The sequence below is a fragment of the Gordonia malaquae NBRC 108250 genome (assembly GCF_000344135.1).
In the GTDB taxonomy this organism is placed as follows: domain Bacteria; phylum Actinomycetota; class Actinomycetes; order Mycobacteriales; family Mycobacteriaceae; genus Gordonia; species Gordonia malaquae.
In genome coordinates, this window is the sequence record NZ_BAOP01000024.1 from 26,880 (window position 1) to 46,187 (window position 19,308).

The 19,308-nt window shown below is 66.8% G+C and carries 15 protein-coding genes and 1 riboswitch; of the genes, 7 read left to right on the forward strand and 8 right to left on the reverse strand.

What is annotated here, in order from left to right; all coding sequences use genetic code 11:
• The first annotated feature begins 81 nt into the window (after positions 1-81).
• The 4 genes from GM1_RS15260 (at position 82) to GM1_RS15275 (ending at position 6,459) form a co-directional block, all read left to right on the forward strand.
• Positions 82-3,432, forward strand: a complete 3,351-nt coding sequence (locus GM1_RS15260; protein ID WP_008380250.1) for a DEAD/DEAH box helicase — start codon at positions 82-84, stop codon at positions 3,430-3,432.
• Positions 3,433-3,486: 54 nt separating this feature from the next.
• Positions 3,487-4,491, forward strand: a complete 1,005-nt coding sequence (locus GM1_RS15265; protein ID WP_008380251.1) for an NYN domain-containing protein — start codon at positions 3,487-3,489, stop codon at positions 4,489-4,491.
• 91 nt (positions 4,492-4,582) lie between these two features.
• Complete coding sequence (locus GM1_RS15270; RefSeq protein ID WP_008380253.1) at positions 4,583-5,299, forward strand: DUF6319 family protein; 717 nt, start codon at positions 4,583-4,585, stop codon at positions 5,297-5,299.
• Positions 5,296-6,459: an MFS transporter gene (locus GM1_RS15275; RefSeq protein ID WP_008380255.1), complete on the forward strand. Its 1,164-nt coding sequence runs from the start codon at positions 5,296-5,298 to the stop codon at positions 6,457-6,459. The genes GM1_RS15270 and GM1_RS15275 overlap by 4 nt, the downstream gene beginning before the upstream one ends.
• 9 nt (positions 6,460-6,468) lie before the next feature.
• On the opposite strand, the gene GM1_RS15280 is transcribed toward GM1_RS15275, so the two are convergent.
• Positions 6,469-7,731: a deoxyguanosinetriphosphate triphosphohydrolase gene (locus GM1_RS15280; RefSeq protein ID WP_008380257.1), complete on the reverse strand. Its 1,263-nt coding sequence runs from the start codon at positions 7,729-7,731 to the stop codon at positions 6,469-6,471.
• Positions 7,732-7,768: 37 nt separating this feature from the next.
• Positions 7,769-8,275, reverse strand: coding sequence for a cold-shock protein (locus GM1_RS15285; protein WP_008380258.1), 507 nt, complete (start codon positions 8,273-8,275; stop codon positions 7,769-7,771).
• A 212-nt stretch (positions 8,276-8,487) separates the two neighbouring features.
• Between GM1_RS15285 and GM1_RS15290 the strand changes: the two genes are divergently transcribed.
• The 3 genes from GM1_RS15290 to GM1_RS15300 all read left to right on the forward strand — a co-directional run bounded on the left by GM1_RS15290 (position 8,488) and on the right by GM1_RS15300 (position 11,618).
• Positions 8,488-9,714, forward strand: a complete 1,227-nt coding sequence (locus GM1_RS15290) for a GNAT family N-acetyltransferase (protein WP_008380259.1) — start codon at positions 8,488-8,490, stop codon at positions 9,712-9,714.
• A gap of 71 nt (positions 9,715-9,785) precedes the next feature.
• Complete coding sequence (locus GM1_RS15295; protein ID WP_040520334.1) at positions 9,786-10,772, forward strand: daunorubicin resistance protein DrrA family ABC transporter ATP-binding protein; 987 nt, start codon at positions 9,786-9,788, stop codon at positions 10,770-10,772.
• An 18-nt stretch (positions 10,773-10,790) separates the two neighbouring features.
• Positions 10,791-11,618 carry an ABC transporter permease gene (locus tag GM1_RS15300; RefSeq protein ID WP_008380262.1) on the forward strand — a complete coding sequence of 276 codons (828 nt, stop codon included), beginning with the start codon at positions 10,791-10,793 and terminating at the stop codon, positions 11,616-11,618.
• On the opposite strand, the gene GM1_RS15305 is transcribed toward GM1_RS15300, so the two are convergent.
• The 6 genes from GM1_RS15305 to GM1_RS15330 all read right to left on the reverse strand — a co-directional run bounded on the left by GM1_RS15305 (position 11,611) and on the right by GM1_RS15330 (position 19,144).
• Positions 11,611-14,805 carry an ATP-binding protein gene (locus GM1_RS15305; RefSeq protein ID WP_008380265.1) on the reverse strand — a complete coding sequence of 1,065 codons (3,195 nt, stop codon included), beginning with the start codon at positions 14,803-14,805 and terminating at the stop codon, positions 11,611-11,613. The two genes, GM1_RS15300 and GM1_RS15305, sit on opposite strands and share 8 nt — an antisense overlap.
• A gap of 19 nt (positions 14,806-14,824) precedes the next feature.
• Positions 14,825-15,592 carry an ABC transporter ATP-binding protein gene (locus GM1_RS15310; RefSeq protein WP_008380267.1) on the reverse strand — a complete coding sequence of 256 codons (768 nt, stop codon included), beginning with the start codon at positions 15,590-15,592 and terminating at the stop codon, positions 14,825-14,827.
• Complete coding sequence (locus GM1_RS15315) at positions 15,589-16,620, reverse strand: FecCD family ABC transporter permease (protein WP_008380269.1); 1,032 nt, start codon at positions 16,618-16,620, stop codon at positions 15,589-15,591. Before GM1_RS15315 ends, GM1_RS15310 begins: the two co-directional genes overlap by 4 nt.
• Positions 16,617-17,642, reverse strand: coding sequence for an ABC transporter substrate-binding protein (locus GM1_RS15320; protein WP_008380271.1), 1,026 nt, complete (start codon positions 17,640-17,642; stop codon positions 16,617-16,619). The genes GM1_RS15315 and GM1_RS15320 overlap by 4 nt, the downstream gene beginning before the upstream one ends.
• 56 nt (positions 17,643-17,698) lie before the next feature.
• Positions 17,699-17,878: riboswitch (cobalamin riboswitch) on the reverse strand.
• A gap of 78 nt (positions 17,879-17,956) precedes the next feature.
• The gene (locus tag GM1_RS15325) at positions 17,957-18,685 is read right to left on the reverse strand and encodes a hypothetical protein (RefSeq protein WP_008380273.1); all 729 of its coding nucleotides are present in this window, start codon (positions 18,683-18,685) and stop codon (positions 17,957-17,959) included.
• A 150-nt stretch (positions 18,686-18,835) separates the two neighbouring features.
• The gene (locus GM1_RS15330) at positions 18,836-19,144 is read right to left on the reverse strand and encodes a hypothetical protein (RefSeq protein ID WP_008380274.1); all 309 of its coding nucleotides are present in this window, start codon (positions 19,142-19,144) and stop codon (positions 18,836-18,838) included.
• Between the last annotated feature and the right edge of the window lie 164 nt (positions 19,145-19,308).

Sequence of the window (19,308 nt, forward strand, 5' to 3'; positions counted from 1 at the left end):
AGACGTGCGGGCGACGGCCGGTGGCGGGGCCCGGCCGTCGCTCGCAATCCAGGTCCGAGCACTCCACTATCCTGAACGTCGATGACCTACCCCGCAGAGTGGACCGACGACCGGATCGACGCGATCCTCACGATGTTCGACAACCCCACACTCGCGCGCGGCCGCGACTACGCGTTCAAAGGCATGATCGACGACATCACCTGGGTCGGCAACACTGTGTCGGGGTACTCGGAGGGGTCGGGCCGAAAGCGGTATCGCTGCCGGGTGGCCGTCACGTTCGGACCGCGGGCGCGCGCAGTCGCGTCGTGCACCTGCCCGGTGTCGCAGAACTGCAAGCACTGCGCCGCGCTGATCATCGCGGCGACCAGCGACGCGATCCCCGCAACCTTCGAGGCAGACGACGCGTCGACGTTGACCCTGTCACGGTGGCGGACCCTCGTCGCCGAGATCACCGCCGACACCGCACGCGTCCAGACGCCCCCTCTGCCTGTGCGTCTCGTGTTCGCCGAGGAGTACACGTCCACTGCGTCGTCGGTGAAGGTCCGACCCACCGTCCTGTCGTCGACCGGTCGGTGGGTGTCGACCAGAGTCACATGGAAGAAGCTCGTCAACGGCGTGCAGGTCGACCCTGTCGTGGGCCTCGAACCGCTCACCCGACTGGCCGTGCTCTTGTCGACGGCGAGAGGGAACGGCCCGAGCGACGAGTCGATGTCGCTCATGCACGCGCCGAGCATCGTGTGGTCCATCCTGCGGGACGCCGTCGACGCAGGCGTCGAGCTGCGGTACACCCACACGCATGGACGTGAGCTGCACGTCGACCTCGATGCTCCGATCACCACCGCGCTGCATGTCGAACCGTCGGGCTCCGGAGTGGCCGTCGGACTTCAGGTGCTCATCGACGGTCGGCCCGTCTCCACGACGGAAGGTCACCGGCGACTGATCGGCCGACCGCGCGTGCACGGCGTCGCGGCCGTGCTGGACGGAATCGCGCATCTCGGTCGACTCCCGGACCTCACTCCGACCGAATCGATGCTGCTCATATCCGACGAGTCGCTCCGGGTGGCCGAATCGGAGATCGGCGAATTCCGCGACGCACTCGCGTCAGTCGCACCGGAACGAGTGATCGACGTGGCGCCCGACGCGTTCCCGGCCACCGCGGTGACCGGACCGTTCCCCGTCCTGCACATCGGCACACGAGCGATGACGACTGCCGACTGGCTCATCGGCTACGAAGTCGACGGCGATATCGTGGAGTACCCGCTGGATGGGAGCGTCTCCGGGCGGTACCGCACTCCGAGCGACGAAGCGGCGATGTGGGATCAGTACCGGTCGCAGCTCGAAGCCGTCGCCCGCACGGGTCACGGGTGGGTGGCAGCCGCGGCGCAACGACTGCAGGCCGAACTGCCCCGCTGGCGAGGAGACTTCAAGAAGTACAACCACCTGTACGCGGTGCTCCGACAATTGCAAGGCGGCTGCACCGTCGACGCAGCATTCACATCGGCGCCCGCCCACCTCCGCACGTCTACGTCCCGATTCACCGAGATCGAAGCCGCCGTGCTGTGGACCGAGGTGGTCCCGCAGATCACTGATGGGACGGACATCCGCGTGGTCACCGACGGGCCCACGCCAGTCTTCCGCCGTGCAGAGGAGACTCCGTCACTTCACTTCTCCGGCGACGCGACGACCGACTGGTTCGACCTCACCATCACAGTCGACGTCGACGGCCACAGCGTCCCGCTCCCCGAAGTCATCGCCGCCCTCGCAAGCGGTCAGACGCACATGATGGTGGACCACACCACGTACTTCTCCCTCGACGTTCCCGAACTGACGACACTCCGGGAACGCCTCGAGGAGGCACGGGACATGGGCGAACTCGAAGGAGACCGCGCGTCGTCGCAGAGTCTCAACGCGAGTCTGTGGGACGAACTCCTCGAACTCGGGGTGGTCGACGAGCAACTCGCGTCGTGGCGCGATCGGATGTCGCGACTGGCCCAGGCCGAACCGCCCGAGCAGGTGGCGCCGCCGGTCGGCCTGCGTGCTCAGTTGCGTCCGTACCAGCAAGACGGGCTCGACTGGCTGTCGTTCCTGTGGGAGAACGGTCTCGGCGGCGTGCTCGCAGACGACATGGGTCTGGGCAAGACGGTCCAGACCCTCGCGTTGATGCAACACGCTGTCGACTCCGATCCGACGGCGAGATTCCTGGTGGTCGCGCCGACGAGCGTCATCTCGAACTGGGCGGCCGAGGTTCGGCGGTTCGTCCCCGACCTCGACGTCATGACGGTCACGGCGACACAGAAGCGGTCGGGGTCGCCGCTGCATGACCGCGTCGGGAACGCGAACGTCGTCGTCACGTCGTACGCTCTCCTCCGGCTCGACGTCGACGCGTTCTCTGCCATGTCGTGGGACGGCGCCGTGTTCGACGAAGCGCAGTTCCTGAAGAACCACAATGCGAAGACGCACCACGCTGCACGACGGCTCGACGCACCGTTCAAACTCGCGATCACCGGAACGCCGATGGAGAACCGGGTGATGGAACTGTGGTCACTCGTGTCTGTCGTGGCGCCCGGCCTCTATCCGTCGCCGCTGCTGTTCAAGGATCACTTCGCGGGCCCGATCGAGAGCGGCCAGGCACCGGAGAAGCTCGACCTGCTCCGCCGGCGCATCCGCCCGATCATGCTGCGCCGCACCAAGTCACAGGTCCTCACCGATCTCCCTGAGAAGCAGGAGCAGGTGCTGCACCTGGAACTCGAGCCGGCACACCGCAAGGTGTACGACACCCACTTGGCACGCCACCGGCAAGAGACACTGGGCCTGCTCGACGACTTCGACGGCAATCGCATCCAGATCCTGCGCGCGCTCACCCGTCTGCGCCAACTGAGCCTGCATCCCGGCCTCGTCGACGACGAGCACGCCGCAGTGAAGTCCGCGAAGATCGAGTATCTCGCCGAGCAGTTGCCGATTCTGATCGACGAAGGTCACAGCGCGCTGGTGTTCAGCAGTTTCACCGGTTTTCTCGCCCTGGTCGCCGCTCGCCTGGACAAGGCAGGCATCGCGTACAGCTACATCGACGGATCCACACCGGTCGTCAAGCGCGCGGATCAGATCGAGCAGTTCACACAGGGTGCCACACAAGTGTTCCTCATCAGCCTCAAGGCGGGTGGATTCGGGCTCAACCTCACCGCCGCCGACTACTGCTTCCTCGCCGACCCGTGGTGGAATCCAGCCGCGGAGGCGCAGGCGGTCGACCGCGCGCACCGCATCGGGCAGCATCGCGCCGTCACGGTCTACCGCATGGCGTCCGTCGACACCATCGAAGACAAGGTCATCGAGCTGCAGAACCGCAAACGGGAACTGTTCAACGCTCTGATCGACGACGGCGAGGCGTTCTCCGGGGCCATCACGGCCGACGACGTGCGCAGTCTCTTCTCCTGACGCTGCGCCCTCGGTTCTCCGGCCGCCGCCGCTCGTCCGTGACACAGTCGAGCAATGCGATCCACGTGCTGCCTCTACATCGACACCGGCTACCTCCTCGCCTCCGCCGCCACACGCGCCACGGGGACATCGCTGCGCAACGGAATCCACGTGCAATACGGATCCCTCGTCAAGGCTCTGATCTCCACCGCAGAGAACCTCTCGGGACTCCCGGTCCTTCGCGTGTACTGGTACGACTCGGCGACGAACGGTGTGCCCAGTCATCTCCAGGAACGGATCGGCGAGCTCTCAAAAGTGAAACTCCGGCTCGGACGATTCGGATACAACGGCGAGCAGAAGGGCGTTGATCTCCGCATCGGACTCGACCTCGTCACGCACGCGCGGAACAACGCTTCCGACGTGTTCTTCCTCGTGTCCGGCGACGACGACCTCACGGAAGCGGTCGAAGAAGCTCAAGTCCACGGTGTGCAAGTGGTCGTCCTCGGAGTTCCGAACGCGCAGGGGAAGCCGCACGGAGTCAACAAGCATCTGATCCGAGCAGCCGACGACCTGCACACGATCGACGCCGAGTTGATCGACGACGCAGTCGTCAAGATCGACAGGCAGGCAATGCCCGACTCGCCGTGCGCGCCGGCTGCGCCTGCGGTCGACGCACCGAAACCGGGCCCTCACCCCGCGGCCCCCAAGCCGAGTTCCCTCACTCCGCTCGACGTCGCCAACCACCGTGTCGTCCAGCCGCCCACAACTGCCCCGAAACAGACGGGCGTGCTCGCCTACAGTTCGTCCACAGGCTCGAACGGCCACGTGATGCCCGGATACGACGTCGACGCGCAGGACGACATGATCGAACCCGTGGTCGATCGCGTCCTCATCTCGTTCCTTGAGAGCGCCAGTCCCGTCGAACGTCAGGACCTCCTCACGGCCCGTCCGTCTATCCCGCGTGACGTCGACCGAGCCTTGCTGATCGACGCATCCGAAGCACTCGATGTAGACGACCTCGATGAGACGGTGCGTCATCGCCTCCGGGCGAAGTTCTGGGAGCGCTACGACGCGCAGTGACCGCACTCTCGCCATTCGCACACCCGTGCGAACATGGTCGTACCCGTGTGGGACAGTGTTCATAAGTTCACCGCCTGGAAGGAATCACGCCATGCCTCCGCGCCGCCGTTCAGCCCCCGCGTCGGAATCGCTGACATCTGACGATCTCGCAACGCTGACGACAGCTCTGGCGACCGGCAAACGCGCGACCGTGTACCTCCGTGAGGGGATGTCCGGCCTCGGTCTCGCCGAAGGCGCGTCAGCGCGTGTCGTCTCGATCGACGGCACCACCCTCACCGTCAGCCCGACGGGCGTCGACGACGAACTGCCATTCGAAGCCGATGAGCTGCGGATGTCTAAGACCCCGCCGCCGAAGCCCGAGCCCACGAAGCCCAAGCGACCAGGAAAGCCCAAGCCTGCGCAGGTCGCCGTGCCTGTTCAGTCCCCGCATCGACCAAGGGCCGCACAGACGAGCGTTCCGCCGAACCCGTCACCGAGCGACGCACCTCCGAAGCCCGCAGCCAAGCCGGCGACGAAGCGCGCGGCAACGAAGAAGGCGACCGCATCGGTCAGTGTGACGATCTTCGGGACCGCAGACAACGAATGGTCCGTGTCCCTCGTTCGGGGTGCACGCAAACCGCAGCGGTCTCGACCGGTGGCCCCGGAAGCTGTCGACGCCGCCGTGCGCAGTCTCGGCGACGATTCCGCGCGTGAGGCGGTCACCACGCTTCTCAACGCGGCCCGCGAGGAGGCCCAACGCCGCGTCGAACAGCTCAGTCGGGAACTCGACGAGGCACGACAGGCGCTCGCGGCACTCGACACACCATGACCGCTTCCGCCTCGTCGGATCGTCGCCCGCTCCTGACTGTCCTGGCTCTGTTGTTCACCACGGGCTGGGCGACCAATCATTTCGTCGCGATGATGCCGGTCCTGCACGAGCGCAGCGGCATCTCCGACGCGGCTCTGGAAGGCGCATTCGGCATCTACGCCGTCGGTCTGCTTCCCGGTCTGTTGACGGGCGGCGGAATCTCCGACCGCGTGGGCAGGCGCCCGATCGTCTTGTCCGGAGCAGCGGGTGCCGCGCTCGGCAATCTCCTGATGCTGGTGTGGCACACCGAACCGGGGGTGTTCGTCGGACGCTTCGCGGTCGGTCTAGGTGTTGGTCTCGCGGTCAGCGCGGGCACCGCCTGGGCAGCGGACCTCGGAGGAGCGCGCGGGACTGTCGCTGCAGGCGCGACGTTGACTGCAGGGTTCGGCATCGGCCCGCTCGTCTCCGGTCTGATCGCCCAGTTCAGCGGTTCCGCTGCCGTGGTCGCACCGTTCGTCGTGACCGTGACCGGCTCCGCGCTGGCTGTTGTGGCCGGATTCGGCGTCCCATCGGAGCGGCACACCCGATCGGCTCGTGCCCGGCGGGCCGACGAGGACACACGCAGCCTGCGCCGCGCACTGGTGACCAGTCTGCCGATGTCTCTGTGGGTGTTCTCCGCGGTCACCACATCAGTCGTGACGATGGCCGCACGCATGTCCGACTTCGACGGCCCGTGGGTGCCGGGTGTCGCGGCAGTCCTCGCCCTCGGGTCCGGCGTCGCGATTCAGGTGTTTGCACGGAGAGGCGAATGGGGTCCGCGCTGTGGCGTCGGCGGCGCCCTTCTCGCCGCCGCGGGCTTCGCAGTCGTCGCCGCATCAGGTTCGGATCCGTCGCCGATCGCGTTCGTGGCGGCATCCGTCGCGCTCGGCTCCGGTTACGGCCTGTGCCTCCGCGAAGGTCTGCTCGACGTCGAGACCAACGCCCCGACCGACCGAGCGGGACTCGCGACCGGCGTGTTCTACGTCGGCACATACCTCGGCTTCGGCCTACCGGTCCTGCTCCGCGCGATTCAGCCTGCGGCGGGCATCACCGCGCCGATCCTCGTCCTCGCCGGCGGCGCCGTCCTGTGCGCCGCGATCCGCGCAGTCCAGATCCGGTCGGGGATGCACGCCGCCCGCTGACACTCGAACTCAACCGAGGTGGGCTTGCACCTCGGCACTCGACTTGTCGAGGCGTTCGAGGCGGCCCTCGGTCATCGACGCGATCTGGTCGATCACGATGCGCATGCGTTCGTCGTCGTTCTGCGCCCGATTCCACCGCGCGGCGAAGAACGGATCGAGGCCGCCGGGCGAGGTGACGAGCAGCATCTCGGCGACGCGATGGATGCGTTCGCGCTGGCGGTCCTGGCGGGCCCGGTGCCGCGGGTCGGAGAAGATGAAGCGCAATGCGACGGTCTTGAGCACCGCCACCTCGGCGGCGACGTCGTCGGGCACGCAGAGGTCGGCGTCGTATCGGCTGACCGGCTGAAAGTCCACGGCTCTTCGGGTCGAGGTGATCGCGGTCGACGCGAAACGCCCGATCAGTTCCGAGGTGAGTCGTTTGAGGCGTACGGATGCGTCGAGGGAACCGTCGAAGTCACCGAGCTGGGCGAAGATGTCCATCTCGGACAGCCGCTGCGCGGCGTCGACCAGCGCCTCCCGGTCGTCCCCGCCGAAATACTGCATACCGAGGTCGGCGAGTGCCGCCTGATCTTCGTGTGAGCCGAGTTGCCGGAGATCGATACGTCCACCGATCACCCCGTCCTCCAGATCGTGGACCGAGTACGCCACATCGTCAGACCAGTCCATGACCTGGGCTTCGAGGCACCGTCGGCCGTCCGGCGCGCCGGAACGAACCCAGTCGAGCGCAGCTTCATCTTCGACGTAGGCGCCGTACTTGCTGCCGGGTGAGGTGCGCGACCACGGGTACTTCAGTGTGGAGTCGAGGGATGCTCGGGTGAGATTGAGACCCGCACTCTGCCCGTCCGGCCAGAGGATCTTGGGTTCGAGCGCGGTGAGGATGCGCAGATTCTGCGCGTTACCTTCAAATCCGCCTCGGTCGCGTGCGACCTCCTCCAGCGCACGTTCGCCGTTGTGTCCGTACGGCGGGTGTCCGATGTCGTGCGCGAGGCCGGCCAGCTCGACGAGGTCGGGGTCGCAGCCCAGACCGACCGCGATACCGCGGCCGATCTGACCCACTTCCAAAGAATGCGTCAGACGCGTGCGGGGATTGTCACCCTCACGCGGCCCGACGACCTGCGTCTTGTCCGCGAGACGCCGGAGCGCTGCCGAGTGCAGCACGCGGGCGCGGTCGCGGGCGAAGTCGCTCCGATGGTCGGTTGTGGGATCGACGACGGCGAGCTTGGGCGCTTCGGCCACCATGCGCTCGACATCGTCGGCGTTGTACACCGCCATCGGCGGGTCCGCCGCGAACCAACCAGCAGATGCGGAATTAATCGTTCGACCACCCGCGTGCAGCGGCGAGGTCGAGGATCCGCGAACGGATCGCCGTGATCTGACGCGCGGTCAGGTCGGGTGACGAGTCGAGGAGCAGCTCGGTGATCTCGTTCGACAGCGGGCCTCCCGCAGTGCGGCTCGGACGACGCGGGCCGCGGTCGCCGCGATCACCGCGGTCGTTGCGATCGAAGCGGTCACGACGGTCGCCGCGATCTCCACGGTCACGGTCGCCGAAACGGCCACGGGTGTCTTCACGACGGTGAGCGCGCTCGGCGGCGGGATCGCCTGCCGGAGCCTCCTCGGTCACCTTCACGTTCGTGGCCTTCGAGCCACGGTCGGTGCTCTCGACGTCGAACTCCACGACTGCGCCGGGGCGCAGCAGGTTCTCGTCGATGCTGATGTCATTGATGTGCAGGAACACGTCGTCCCCACCGTCGACCGGTGCCAGGAATCCGAACCCGCGATTCGAGTCGAAATGCACAACCTTGCCGCTGACAGCCACCACAATCTCACTCTCTGAATATGCGCCCACATCGCGGACCCCTTGCCCGCGCAGCGCACTCTCTGTCAATCATGCCTTATCAGAGGCTTTCGCACCTAGAGAAAACGCCTGGTCTAGACGTGAATCACTCTCTGATGTCCGATACGGATCGACCGACACCCCGAAGACAGCAGCTCGGCGCCATCGACAATCAGTCCACTACATTCGGCAGGGTGACTGTCCACGAGCGCAGCAACGATGTCCGGATCGATCGTCTCACCACCCCCGAGCAGGTGCGAGAAGCATTCGCCGTGTTCGGGCGAGCCATGATCGGACTCGACTTCGGCGACCTGGACGCGGCGACGATCACCGAGGAGGGCCGATACTTCGGCGCGTTCGACGGCGAAGAGATCGTGGGCGGCGCCGACTCGTACGCCACATCGCTGACCGTGCCGGGCGGGGCGCGACTGGCCCATGCGGCGGTCACTCACATCGGCGTACTGCCAACACATCGCCGACGTGGTGTGCTGACCGCCCTCATCACCAGGCAGTTCAGCGACGCCGCCGCTCGTGGCGAAGCGGTCGCGACCCTGCGTGCATCCGAGGCGGTGATCTACGGTCGGTACGGATACGGAGTCGCGTCGCACAGCCGCCCGGCGCGGATCGATCGTGTCCGAACCGGTCTGCGCGAGCTTCCCGACGGCGCCGGCACGGTGCGGATCGCGGACGACGTCGACGCCTCGTCGTTGGCCGCAATCCACGAACGGGTCACGACGGCCGGCGCGACCACGCGCTCGGCGTCGTGGTGGGTCAATGCCGAACGGCGGGCGCACGCGGAGCCGCTGCGATACGTGATCGTCCACAGCACCGACGGCGTCGACGACGGGTACGCCGTCTACCGTCCGCTCGACTCCGCGACGTGGTGGACCAGCCGGAATCGGACCATCCAGGTCACCGATTTCGTCGCTCTCACCGGCGACGCCCACCGCGGATTGTGGGCGCACCTGTTCGGCCTCGATCTTGTCGACACCATCACCGTCGCGTCCCTGCCCGTCGACGATCCACTGCCACTGCTGGTGACCGACCAGCGGTCGGTGCACCTCGGCGAGGTCCGCGACGAGATCTGGCTCCGACTCGTCGACGTCGAGACTGCGCTGGCCGCCCGCACCTACGGCCCGGGACGACCCGTCACGATCGCCGTACTCGACCATCGACTCCCGTCGAATGCGGGAAGGTATCGAATCACCGCAGACGGCGCAGAGCGCAGCTCGAACGCGCCGGACGTCACCGTCGACGTGACGGACTTGGCATCGGTCTACCTCGGCGGCACACGCTGGCGGCAACTCGCCGCGGCAGGGCGACTGCACGAAGGTTCGACCCCGCCCGACCCCGACGCGATCAGCACACTCGACGTCCTCTTCGCCACCGACCACGCTCCGTTCTCGGGCACCATGTTCTGACGTCAGACCACGCCAGTCCCGTGTAAGACGACGTAAGGGCCACGACAGGTCGACCGAGCAGAGTGCTCGGCATGACTTCAATTCTCGCGCCGCACGGCGCCACCGCATCGACGTCGAGGGCGGGCGCCGAACTCGCGATCGACGCCAGCGGCCTGGTCAAACGTTTCGGCGACAACACGGCAGTCGACGGCGTCGATCTGCAGGTTCCCACTGGTTCCGTCTACGGGGTCCTCGGCCCCAACGGGGCAGGCAAGACGACCACCGTCAGCATGCTCGCGACACTCCTGCGGCCCGATGCCGGAGACGCGACTGTCTTCGGATACGACGTGGTCCGGGATCCAGTCGCCGTCCGATCCCTGATCGGGGTGACCGGCCAGTACGCGTCCGTCGACGAGGATCTGAGCGCTCGCCAGAATCTCGTCCTGTTCGGGAGGCTGCTCGGCAAGTCGCGGAGTCAGTCGAAGGCTCGCGCCGAGGAGCTTCTCACCGACTTTGCCCTCGACGAAGCCGCAGATCGGCCACTCAAGGACTTCTCGGGCGGTATGCGGCGACGTCTGGACCTCGCGGCGAGTCTGATCTACACGCCTCCCCTGTTGTTCCTCGACGAACCGACGACCGGCCTCGACCCTCGCACACGCGCCCAGATGTGGGAGACGATCCGCAAGCTGGTCGCCCAGGGTTCCACGGTCCTGCTCACCACGCAGTACCTCGACGAGGCAGACCAACTGGCAGACCGCATCGCCGTCATCGACCACGGTCGAGTGATCGCCGACGGAACAGCCGACGAACTCAAGCAGTCGATCGGCACCAGCACCTTGACTCTCACACCCGTCGATCACGCCCACGCCGCGGCCGTCGCCGAGCTCGCCGAGACAGTCCTCGGTGAAGCGGCGACGCTGAGCGCCGAAGCCGGCCGCGTCACCACTCCCCTGCACCGACAAGATCTGGTGCCCGATCTCCTCATCGCCCTCCGGGACCGCGACATCACCGTCGACGAGATAGCCGTGTCGAAGCCCAGCTTGGACGAGGTGTTCCTCACCATCACCGGCCGCGACTGAGCGAAAGGACCCTTCACCATGACCACCACTCTCGAGCGGACGTCGATCAGCATCGACTCGGTCCGCAGTGCCGCAAGAACGTCGGTCAGCGTCGCCGACGCCGTCCGGCAGTCGTTCTCGTTCGCGTTCCGCGGCCTCGTCAAAATGCGCCGCAACCCCGAACAGTTCTTCGACGTCGTGCTGCAGCCGATCATCTTCACACTGATGTTCACCTACATCTTCGGCGGCGCGATCAGCGGCGACGTCAGCTCCTACCTGCCGGTCATCATCCCGGGCATCCTCGTGCAGACTGTCATCGTCACCTCCATCGTGACCGGCACTCAGTTGCGTGAGGACATGAACAAGGGCGTGTTCGACAGGTTCCGCTCTCTGCCGATCGCACGAATCAGTCCGCTCGCCGGCGCCCTGTTGGCGGATGTGGTCCGCTACCTGTTGGCGAGCGTCATCACGTTCTCGGTCGGCATCGCGATGGGCTGGCGTCCTGAACCGCTCGGCGTCCTCGGATCCGTCGTCCTCGTCTTGATCTGCAGCTTCGCAGTCTCGTGGATCTTCGCGCTGATGGGCTGCCTCATGAGCAAGGCGTCGTCGGTCCAGGGCGTCTCGATGCTCATCATGTTTCCGCTCACCTTCATGTCGAACGCGTTCGTGCCCGTCGAGACCATGCCGAGTTGGTTGCGCAGCTTCGTGAACGTCAATCCGATCAGTCATCTCGTGTCGGCGGTTCGTGAACTCTGCAACGACGGCCACGTCGGCACGCACGTCCTCTGGAGTCTGGTCGGCGCCGCCGTGATCGTTGTGATCTTCGCGCCGCTTGCGGTGAGAGCGTACATCCGCACCGCTAAGTGACATCCACGGACCGGAGCTCGGCGAACTGCTCGTGCAGTTCGTCGAGCGCCTTCTTCCGTGACAGTGACGCGGTGTCGGCGACGACCGCCTCCCATTCGTGTGGACGGCAGCCGGACAAGCTCTGGGCGTCGCCGATCAATTCGTGAATGGCCGGGTAGTCGTGGCGCGGTCGCAGTCGCAGACCCAGCGCCATCCACCGCGCACCCACGAGGTCGCCTGGTGTTCGAAGGCAGCGCCGGACGCCGCTGACATAGGCGACGCCCGCGGAGTGCGGGACATCGACCCAGCCTGCGTGGTCGCGCATCGACAACACGGCGTCGGCGAGTGCCAGAAGGCATTCGTCGACGCCGTCGGTCGAATCCAGCCTGATCCTCGCGGCGACCGTGGCCGTCACGCAGCCCATCAGACCGGGGTCCCGCGATGTGTCGTCGCTCTGCCCGAGCAGGAGGTCGGCGGCTCGCCGCAAGAGTCCGACGACGGCGTCGACCGGTTCGCTGGAAGCGAGCCGCTGGTATTCGGCCATCACGATCATCATCAGGGCGACCGTCTCCGGATTTCCCTGCGGCGTCGGGTCGGTCGGTTTCCAACCGCCGCTGAGTTCGTCGATCGCCACCCTGGCACGGTCGAGTTCGCCCAGGGAAAGCAGCATCGCGATGATGTAGCCGTCCACCTGTCGTGCGTCGTCGACCGCGCCGAGCTTGTTCAACCGGGCGACGGCCCGCTCATACAGAGCCAGAGCCTGGGCCCAGCGTCCCTGCTGTCCGATGACGCTGGCCGTCGTCATGTCGGTCATCGCCGCCGCGAACGAGTCCGGATGCTGGGCGAGCGCTGCGACCTCGACACTGTCAGCGAGCGCCCCGTCGAGGTCGCCCGCATTTTCGCGCACGTTGAACCGGATCGTCAGCGCCGCCCATCGGACACCGCTTGGCCGATGCGACTCGAGACCGCGCAGGACGGTCCGGTACGCCCGTGTCGGACGTCGCGCCAATGCCACCGCGACAAGAAACTCCACCACGTCCTCGAAGGTGCGCTCCGGTCGATGCAGCCGACGCAGGAGATACGACGCGGTCGCGACCCGACGCAGATCCCGGAGTGGGAGCAGGTGCACAGCGCTGATCAGTAGAGTCAGCTCCCAGTTGGTCCGCGTCTCATCGTCCGGGTCAGCCGGGGGCGTCGCGAGTACGTCGACGACGCGGACGCCCCACGAGCCGACCTCCTGGTGCAGTCCTCGGCTCGCCCAGAACGCCGCGATCACTGGAAAGACTGTGACGACGGTGTCGATGGCATCGGGGCTTGCGGCTGCGACTGCTCGTCGCAGAACCCATACGAGATTCTCGCTCTCGACGTCCACCTCCGCCGCGAGCACACTGTCCGGAGACTCGTCGTAGCGACTGCGAATGTCTCGGCAGGTGTCACGCGCCCACCGTCCCATTAGCGCGGTCGTCTCGGCGACTTCCCCCGCATCGGCCGCGCGTCGCTCTCCGAACTCCCGAACCATCTCGAGCATCCGGTAACGGGTGCGGCCGTCGGCCTCGTCCACCTGAAGCAACGATTGGTCGACCAACGCCGTCAGCGCGTCGGCCAACGCCGCCCCCGACGCTCCGACGACGGCGGCTGCCGCGGCGGGCGAGAAGCCGTCCGGGAACAGACACGTGCGGCGCAGCGCGACCCGCGCGTCGTCGTCCAGCAGATCCCAGCTCCAGTCGATGACCGCTTCGAGAGTCCGATGGCGATGCGGCGCCGTTCGGTCGGCAGATCGGAGGAGTTGAAACCGCTCGGCCAAGCCGTCACTGATCTCGCCGACGCTCATCACGCGGGTTCGAGCGGCCGCCAGTTCGATGGCCAGCGGCACACCGTCGAGGTGAGCGCACAGTGTGGCGACCGCGACCGGATCGAAGTCGGCGTCCGGTCGTACGGACAGTGCGCGAGCGGTGAACAGTTCCACCCCGGCCGATGCCGCCCCGGCCGTGTCGAGCACGGGCAGCCGGTACACCTGCTCGGCGCCGATGAGCAAGGGCGAACGACTCGTCACGACGACGCGGAGTGCGGGCAGAACGGCGATCAGGCCCCGGACCAGACCTGCACAGGCGTCGATCACCTGCTCGCAGTTGTCGAGAATGAGGACGGCGTCGACAGCTCGCAGAGCGTCGCCGAGGCTGTCGGTGAGGTCACGCAGGTGCAGTCTGGGAACCGACGAGTTGCGCACGTCCGATTCACCGACGCCGAGCGCGGACGCCACCACACCGACCAGATCGTCGTCATCACGGACGGCGGCGAGCGGCACGTAGAAGACCGTTGCACCGCTATCGGAGAGATCGTCGCCGAGCGAGGACGCGATGCTCGTCTTGCCGACGCCACCGGGACCGAGAACGGTCACGACCCGATGCCGGGCGATCAGGTCGTGAAGTGATGCGAGGTCCCCGGCCCGTCCGATCAACGGTTCGGCACGCAGCCGCGGGGGCCTACGGGCAGACTTGGTCTGCGGTCTTCCGGCGGCGAGTTCGGCGTTGAGAGCCGTCGCCTCGACACCCGGATCCGCGCCGAGCTCTTCCGCCAGTGTTCGCCGGAGCGCGGCGAACACAGCGAACGCCTCGTTCGTTCGCCCTTGCGCAGCGAGCGCGCGCATCAGCAGCACGTGGGCGGATTCGTCGAGAAAGTCGTCGGCTATCCGGGAACGGGCGATGTCGGACGCCGTCGCGTAGTCGCCCGAGGTGAACGCCGAATGTGCCCGAGCATCGTCGACACGGATCCGCAATCGGTCGGCTTCGGCTCTGAGACGCTCTCCGGGACCGTCGTCGGCGCCGAGGTCGGCGCCGGGGATGCCGCGCCACAGGCGTTCTGCCGCCTGCGGATCAGCTCGCGTCAGGAGCCTTTCCACCGATTCGATGTCAGTGACTGCACCGGTGAGCCGATAGAAGCCGTCCGAACCTGCGAGGTCCGCGCCGCCCAGCAGTGGGCGCAGTCGGGATATCTGAGTGTGAAGGGCCGACAGCGCCGATCTGGGCCGATCCCCTCCCCACACGTCGTCGATGAGCGCGGCCGTCGACACGGGACGTCCACCTGCGAGTACCAACGCGACAAGGAGCCTGCGGGCGCGAACACCCGGCACGGCACGTCCGTCCACGGTGACCGGACCGAGCACCCCGATCATCGGCGGCACGAGCGGATTCCGACCGTCAGACGACATTTCTCCAACCCTACAAGCGTCAACGGCGATCCACTCGGACCCAGAGTCCATCGTCGTCGACGATGCGCGCCGCGACGTCGAAGACGGACGCGATCGTCTGCTCGGTGAGCGTGTCTGCCGGCGTTCCGTCGGCGACCACTCGTCCACCCGCCAGGACGACGATGCGGTCGCAGTAGGCCGCGGCGAGGTTCAGGTCGTGCAGCGCGACGATGGCGGCCGCCGATGTCTTCCGGACGTGCGTAGACACCAAATCGAGCAGACTGAGCTGATACTTCACGTCGAGATGGTTCGTCGGCTCGTCGAGGATCATCACCTCGGGTTCCTGGTCGAATGCCCGCGCGATCTGAACCCGTTGGCGTTCGCCACCCGACAGCGCGCCGTACCGCTCGCCCAGCAATCCCTCGATCTCGGTCTCACGCGCCACGGTCGCGATCACTCGTCTGTCCCGGTCCGAGCCGATCGCCCACGACCGGCGGTGCGGAGTGCGCCCGAGATCGAGGACGTCGGCGACAGTCGGATTCTGGTCGGTGACCGCGGACTGTTCGACAAATGCGATTCGACGTGCGGCGTCGCGTCGGGACACCGAACCGAGGTCGGCGCCGTCGAGGTCGACTCGTCCACGCGACGGACGTCGGAGGCCTGCGAGCAGGCGTAGCAACGACGACTTCCCCGATCCGTTCGGTCCGATGAGTCCGACGACCTCGCCGTCGCTGACGGTCAGGTCCACACCGGTCAAGATCGTCCGCCGTCCCACGTCCCACCCGATGTCGTGCGCCTGCAGGATCATCGTCGGCCCTCTCGGATGAGGACGACGATGAACGCCGGGACGCCGACGATAGCGGTGATCACGCCGATCGGCAGTTCGCGCGGTTCGATGAGGACCCGGCCTGCGACATCCGCCCACACGAGGAACAAGGCGCCGAGAAGGGCGAGTGTCGGCATCATCACCCGATGCCGAACCCCGACGATCGCCCGTGCGGCGTGCGGCAGCACAAGGCCGACGAATCCGATCGCGCCCGCAACGCTCACCACCACGGCGGTGATGAGCGCCGTGACCGAGAGCAGCACGAGTCTGGTGCGCGCCACGTGGATTCCCAGGGACGCGGCCGCGTCGTCGCCGAAGGAGAACGCGTCGAGCCCGCCCGCGTACAGCAGACACACGATGAGGCCGCCCACGGTGACGGCGCCGCACATCACCACCTCGGTCCACGACGGTGACGACAGTGATCCGAGCAGCCAGAAGAGCACCCCGCGGGTCTGCTCCGCGTCGGCGGACGTGTAGACGATGAACGAGGTCAACGCCGAGAAGAGTTGTGTCGCGGCGATGCCCGCGAGGACCACCCTGTCGGTGGTGCCACCCGCGAGCCGAGCCAGGAGCAGGACGAGCGCAAACGCGGCGATGGCGCCGAGGAACGCGCCTCCGGCCATGCCGATGACACCTGCACCCACGCCGAGCAGAATCACCGACACCGCACCGACCGATGCGCCTGACGAGACACCGAGGACGAACGGGTCGGCGAGTGGGTTCCGAAGCAGTGACTGCAGCACGCCGCCGCACACCGCCAGACCCGCGCCGCAGGCAGCGGCCAAGACCGATTGTGGGAGCCGAAGTCGCCAGATGATCGACTCCTCGAGCCGACTCAGACCCGACGTGCCGCCGACGATCTCCGCGCGCACGGACGCGGCGACGTCGGACATGCCCAGACCGGATGGGCCGATCGTCACCGCGAACCCGATCGAGATCGTCAGCAGCACCAGGCCGCCCAGCCACAGCGTGGCGAGGGCGGTCGGGCGAGTCTGCAGGCGGTGGATCATCTGCCCAGGCCGAGCCGTTTCAGTCCGGCCGCCACATCGGAGATGCCGTAGACCGTCCGCAGCGACGGGTTCATCGCAGCCCCCGACAGCAGGATGTAGCGCTTGTTCTTCACTGCGTCCATCTCACGAGTGACCGGGTTGGATTCGAGGAACGCGATCTTGCCCTGCGCCGATTCGCCTGTCTGGATGTCGCGTGTCAGGTCGCCGAGGACGAGGACGTCCGGGTTCCGGCTCGCGACCACCTCCCAGTTGATCTGCGGCCATTCGTCATGCGTGTCGTCGAAGACGTTCGTCAGACCGAGTGCCGATGTGATCACGCCCGGCGCGCCGCAGCAGCCTGCGAGGTAGGGCGACTCGGAGTCGGAGAACCAGTAGGCGACCCGCGTCCCACGTGCGTCGATCGAGTCGGCGGCGGCCTGAGCGCGCCCCTTCAGTTCTGCGATGAGTGCAGTCGCCCGATCCGTCGTCGCCGTGAGGGCGCCGAGTTCGGTGATCTCCTTGTAGACCGAGTCGAGTGTCATCGGTTCGTCTCGGGACCCGTCCCCGCCGGTGTCGTTCTTGCCTTCGCAGTCCGACGGCGCGAGGTAGGTGGGCACTCCGAGGTCGGTGAAGCGTTGGCGCGGCGCGGTGCCGCCTTTGCCGAGGGTGGAACCGAACGACGCGGTCACCAGGTCGGGTTCTTCGGCGAGCACAGCCTCGAACGACGGCCAGTCGTCGGAGATCCGTTTCACTCTCGCATTGGCGTCGGCGAGAGACGGCAGGACGGGGTCGGTCCACGTTGCGGTGCCCGCCATCCGGTCGGCGAGCCCCAGAGACAACAGGACTTCGGTGCTCCCCTGATTCAGCGAGACGATGCGCTGGGGCGGTGCATCGACAGTCAGCGACTGGCCGCAGTTCTGCAGGGTGACCGGGAATCCTGCGGCGGACGTGCTCGGCGGCTCGGGATCGGTCGCGCCGCATCCGGCGAGGGCGAGGATCAGAACGGTCGAACCGATCAGGGCGCGACGTGCGGTGAGAGACATGGAGTCCTTCAGCGGGTCCGAGTCTGTGCGCGAGACTCTCAATGGATCCTGCAGGCCGCTGCCCGCCGGAGCCAGCAGGTCTTCGGACTCGAGGTCTACCGCTTCTCGAACGCCTTCCCAGTTCTCACCAGTGGCATGTTGTCCGGAGCGTCGCTCTCACCGCTGCGCGTCAGTCCCGGATTCGCACCGGATTCCCTACCCGACTCGTCGGGCACGCTGGCCCGTCCATCGTACGGTCCGGCCGCTCACCGCACGCAACGCCGCCCTCCTCCCGATGAGCGGAGAAGGGCGGCGTTGTGTGCGGTGGTGCGGGACTACTTCGCGGTCGCGATGCCGAGTGACGGGAAGAAGTAGCAGGTGGCGTCGCCCTTCTTCACCGATCCGTAGATCGCGGAGAGCACCGTTCCCGATCCGGTGTCGACGAGTCCACCGCGGACGCCGTTCGACGGAAGCAGATCCAGGACGGGCTTCAGAGTCGTCTTCACTGCTGCCGTGACGATCGAATCGACGACCGGAACCGGCGACAGTTCCTTGACACGCTTGACGGTCGCATTGACAAGGGTGTCGGCCAGCCCGTCCATCGGCGCGCCGAGTCCGCCCTTGAAGGTGTTGACGTTGAACCAAGCTACCTGCATTCCGGCCTTGTCACCGGAATCGTTGAACACCCCGACCGGTACGAATCCATACAACACTTCGCCCTTCTTCACTGTGTTCAAGTCGAGACCGAGAATCTCCAGGTCACCGAGCAACGGCGTGTTGGGTCCGGGCATCGCGCCGCCGAGTGCAAGCGGAAAGGTGAAGTCCGTGCACGCACCGATGGTCGGAGTGAACGGTGTGATGCCCATCTTCTTCAGAAGGGCGTTCGCGGCCTCGATGCCGTCGATGACACTCGCCGCGTCCTGCGGCTGCGGGTTGATCGAATCGAGCGCGTTCTTGGCGGCGAGGGATTGGCCGGTCGGTGCGGCGTGGGCCGGTGCGGCGACGACACCGCCGAGCAGGGCTGCGGACGCCGCGACGGCGGCGACGGCAAGACGGATCTTCATGAGGGCACTCCAGGATTCAGAAATCAGAGGATCGGGTGATGACGATGGTGTCCCGAATTCACTCCCACCACACCAGTCTCGTGCCGAAATGTGATGAATGCGTGCCCAATCGTGACCTGCATTAGCGCGTTCGGACTACAAGCCTCGGTCCTACAGTTCGTCCGTTCGAAGGAATCGAGTCGTTGGCGTTCGGCCGTCGAGGATTCCGCGGACGCAATCTGCGCTGATGAACGCCTGTCGTCGCCTGCTCGCCGCCGCTGCCCTGACGACCATCACGGTTTTGGCGGGCTGCTCCGTCGAAGGCTCACCGGCACGGGTCGCCCAGCCCGCGCCGACGTCGAAGACGATCACCGCCATCGCGCCGACCGCGTTGATCATCGACGCGTCCGATTCGATGCTCATCGCGGACGCGCCGGGCGCGCGGATCGACGCTGCACGATCAGCGGCGACGGGGCTCATCGACGCCATTCCAGCCGGATCACGCCTGGCGATCCTCACCTACGACACCGGCACCGGGAACACACGTGGAGAACGCCGAGCAGGCTGCCGCGACGTGAGCGTTCTCGTCCCGCTCGGTGCGGTGGACAAGAACTCCGCCCGGACGGCTGTCAACGGAGTCGTGC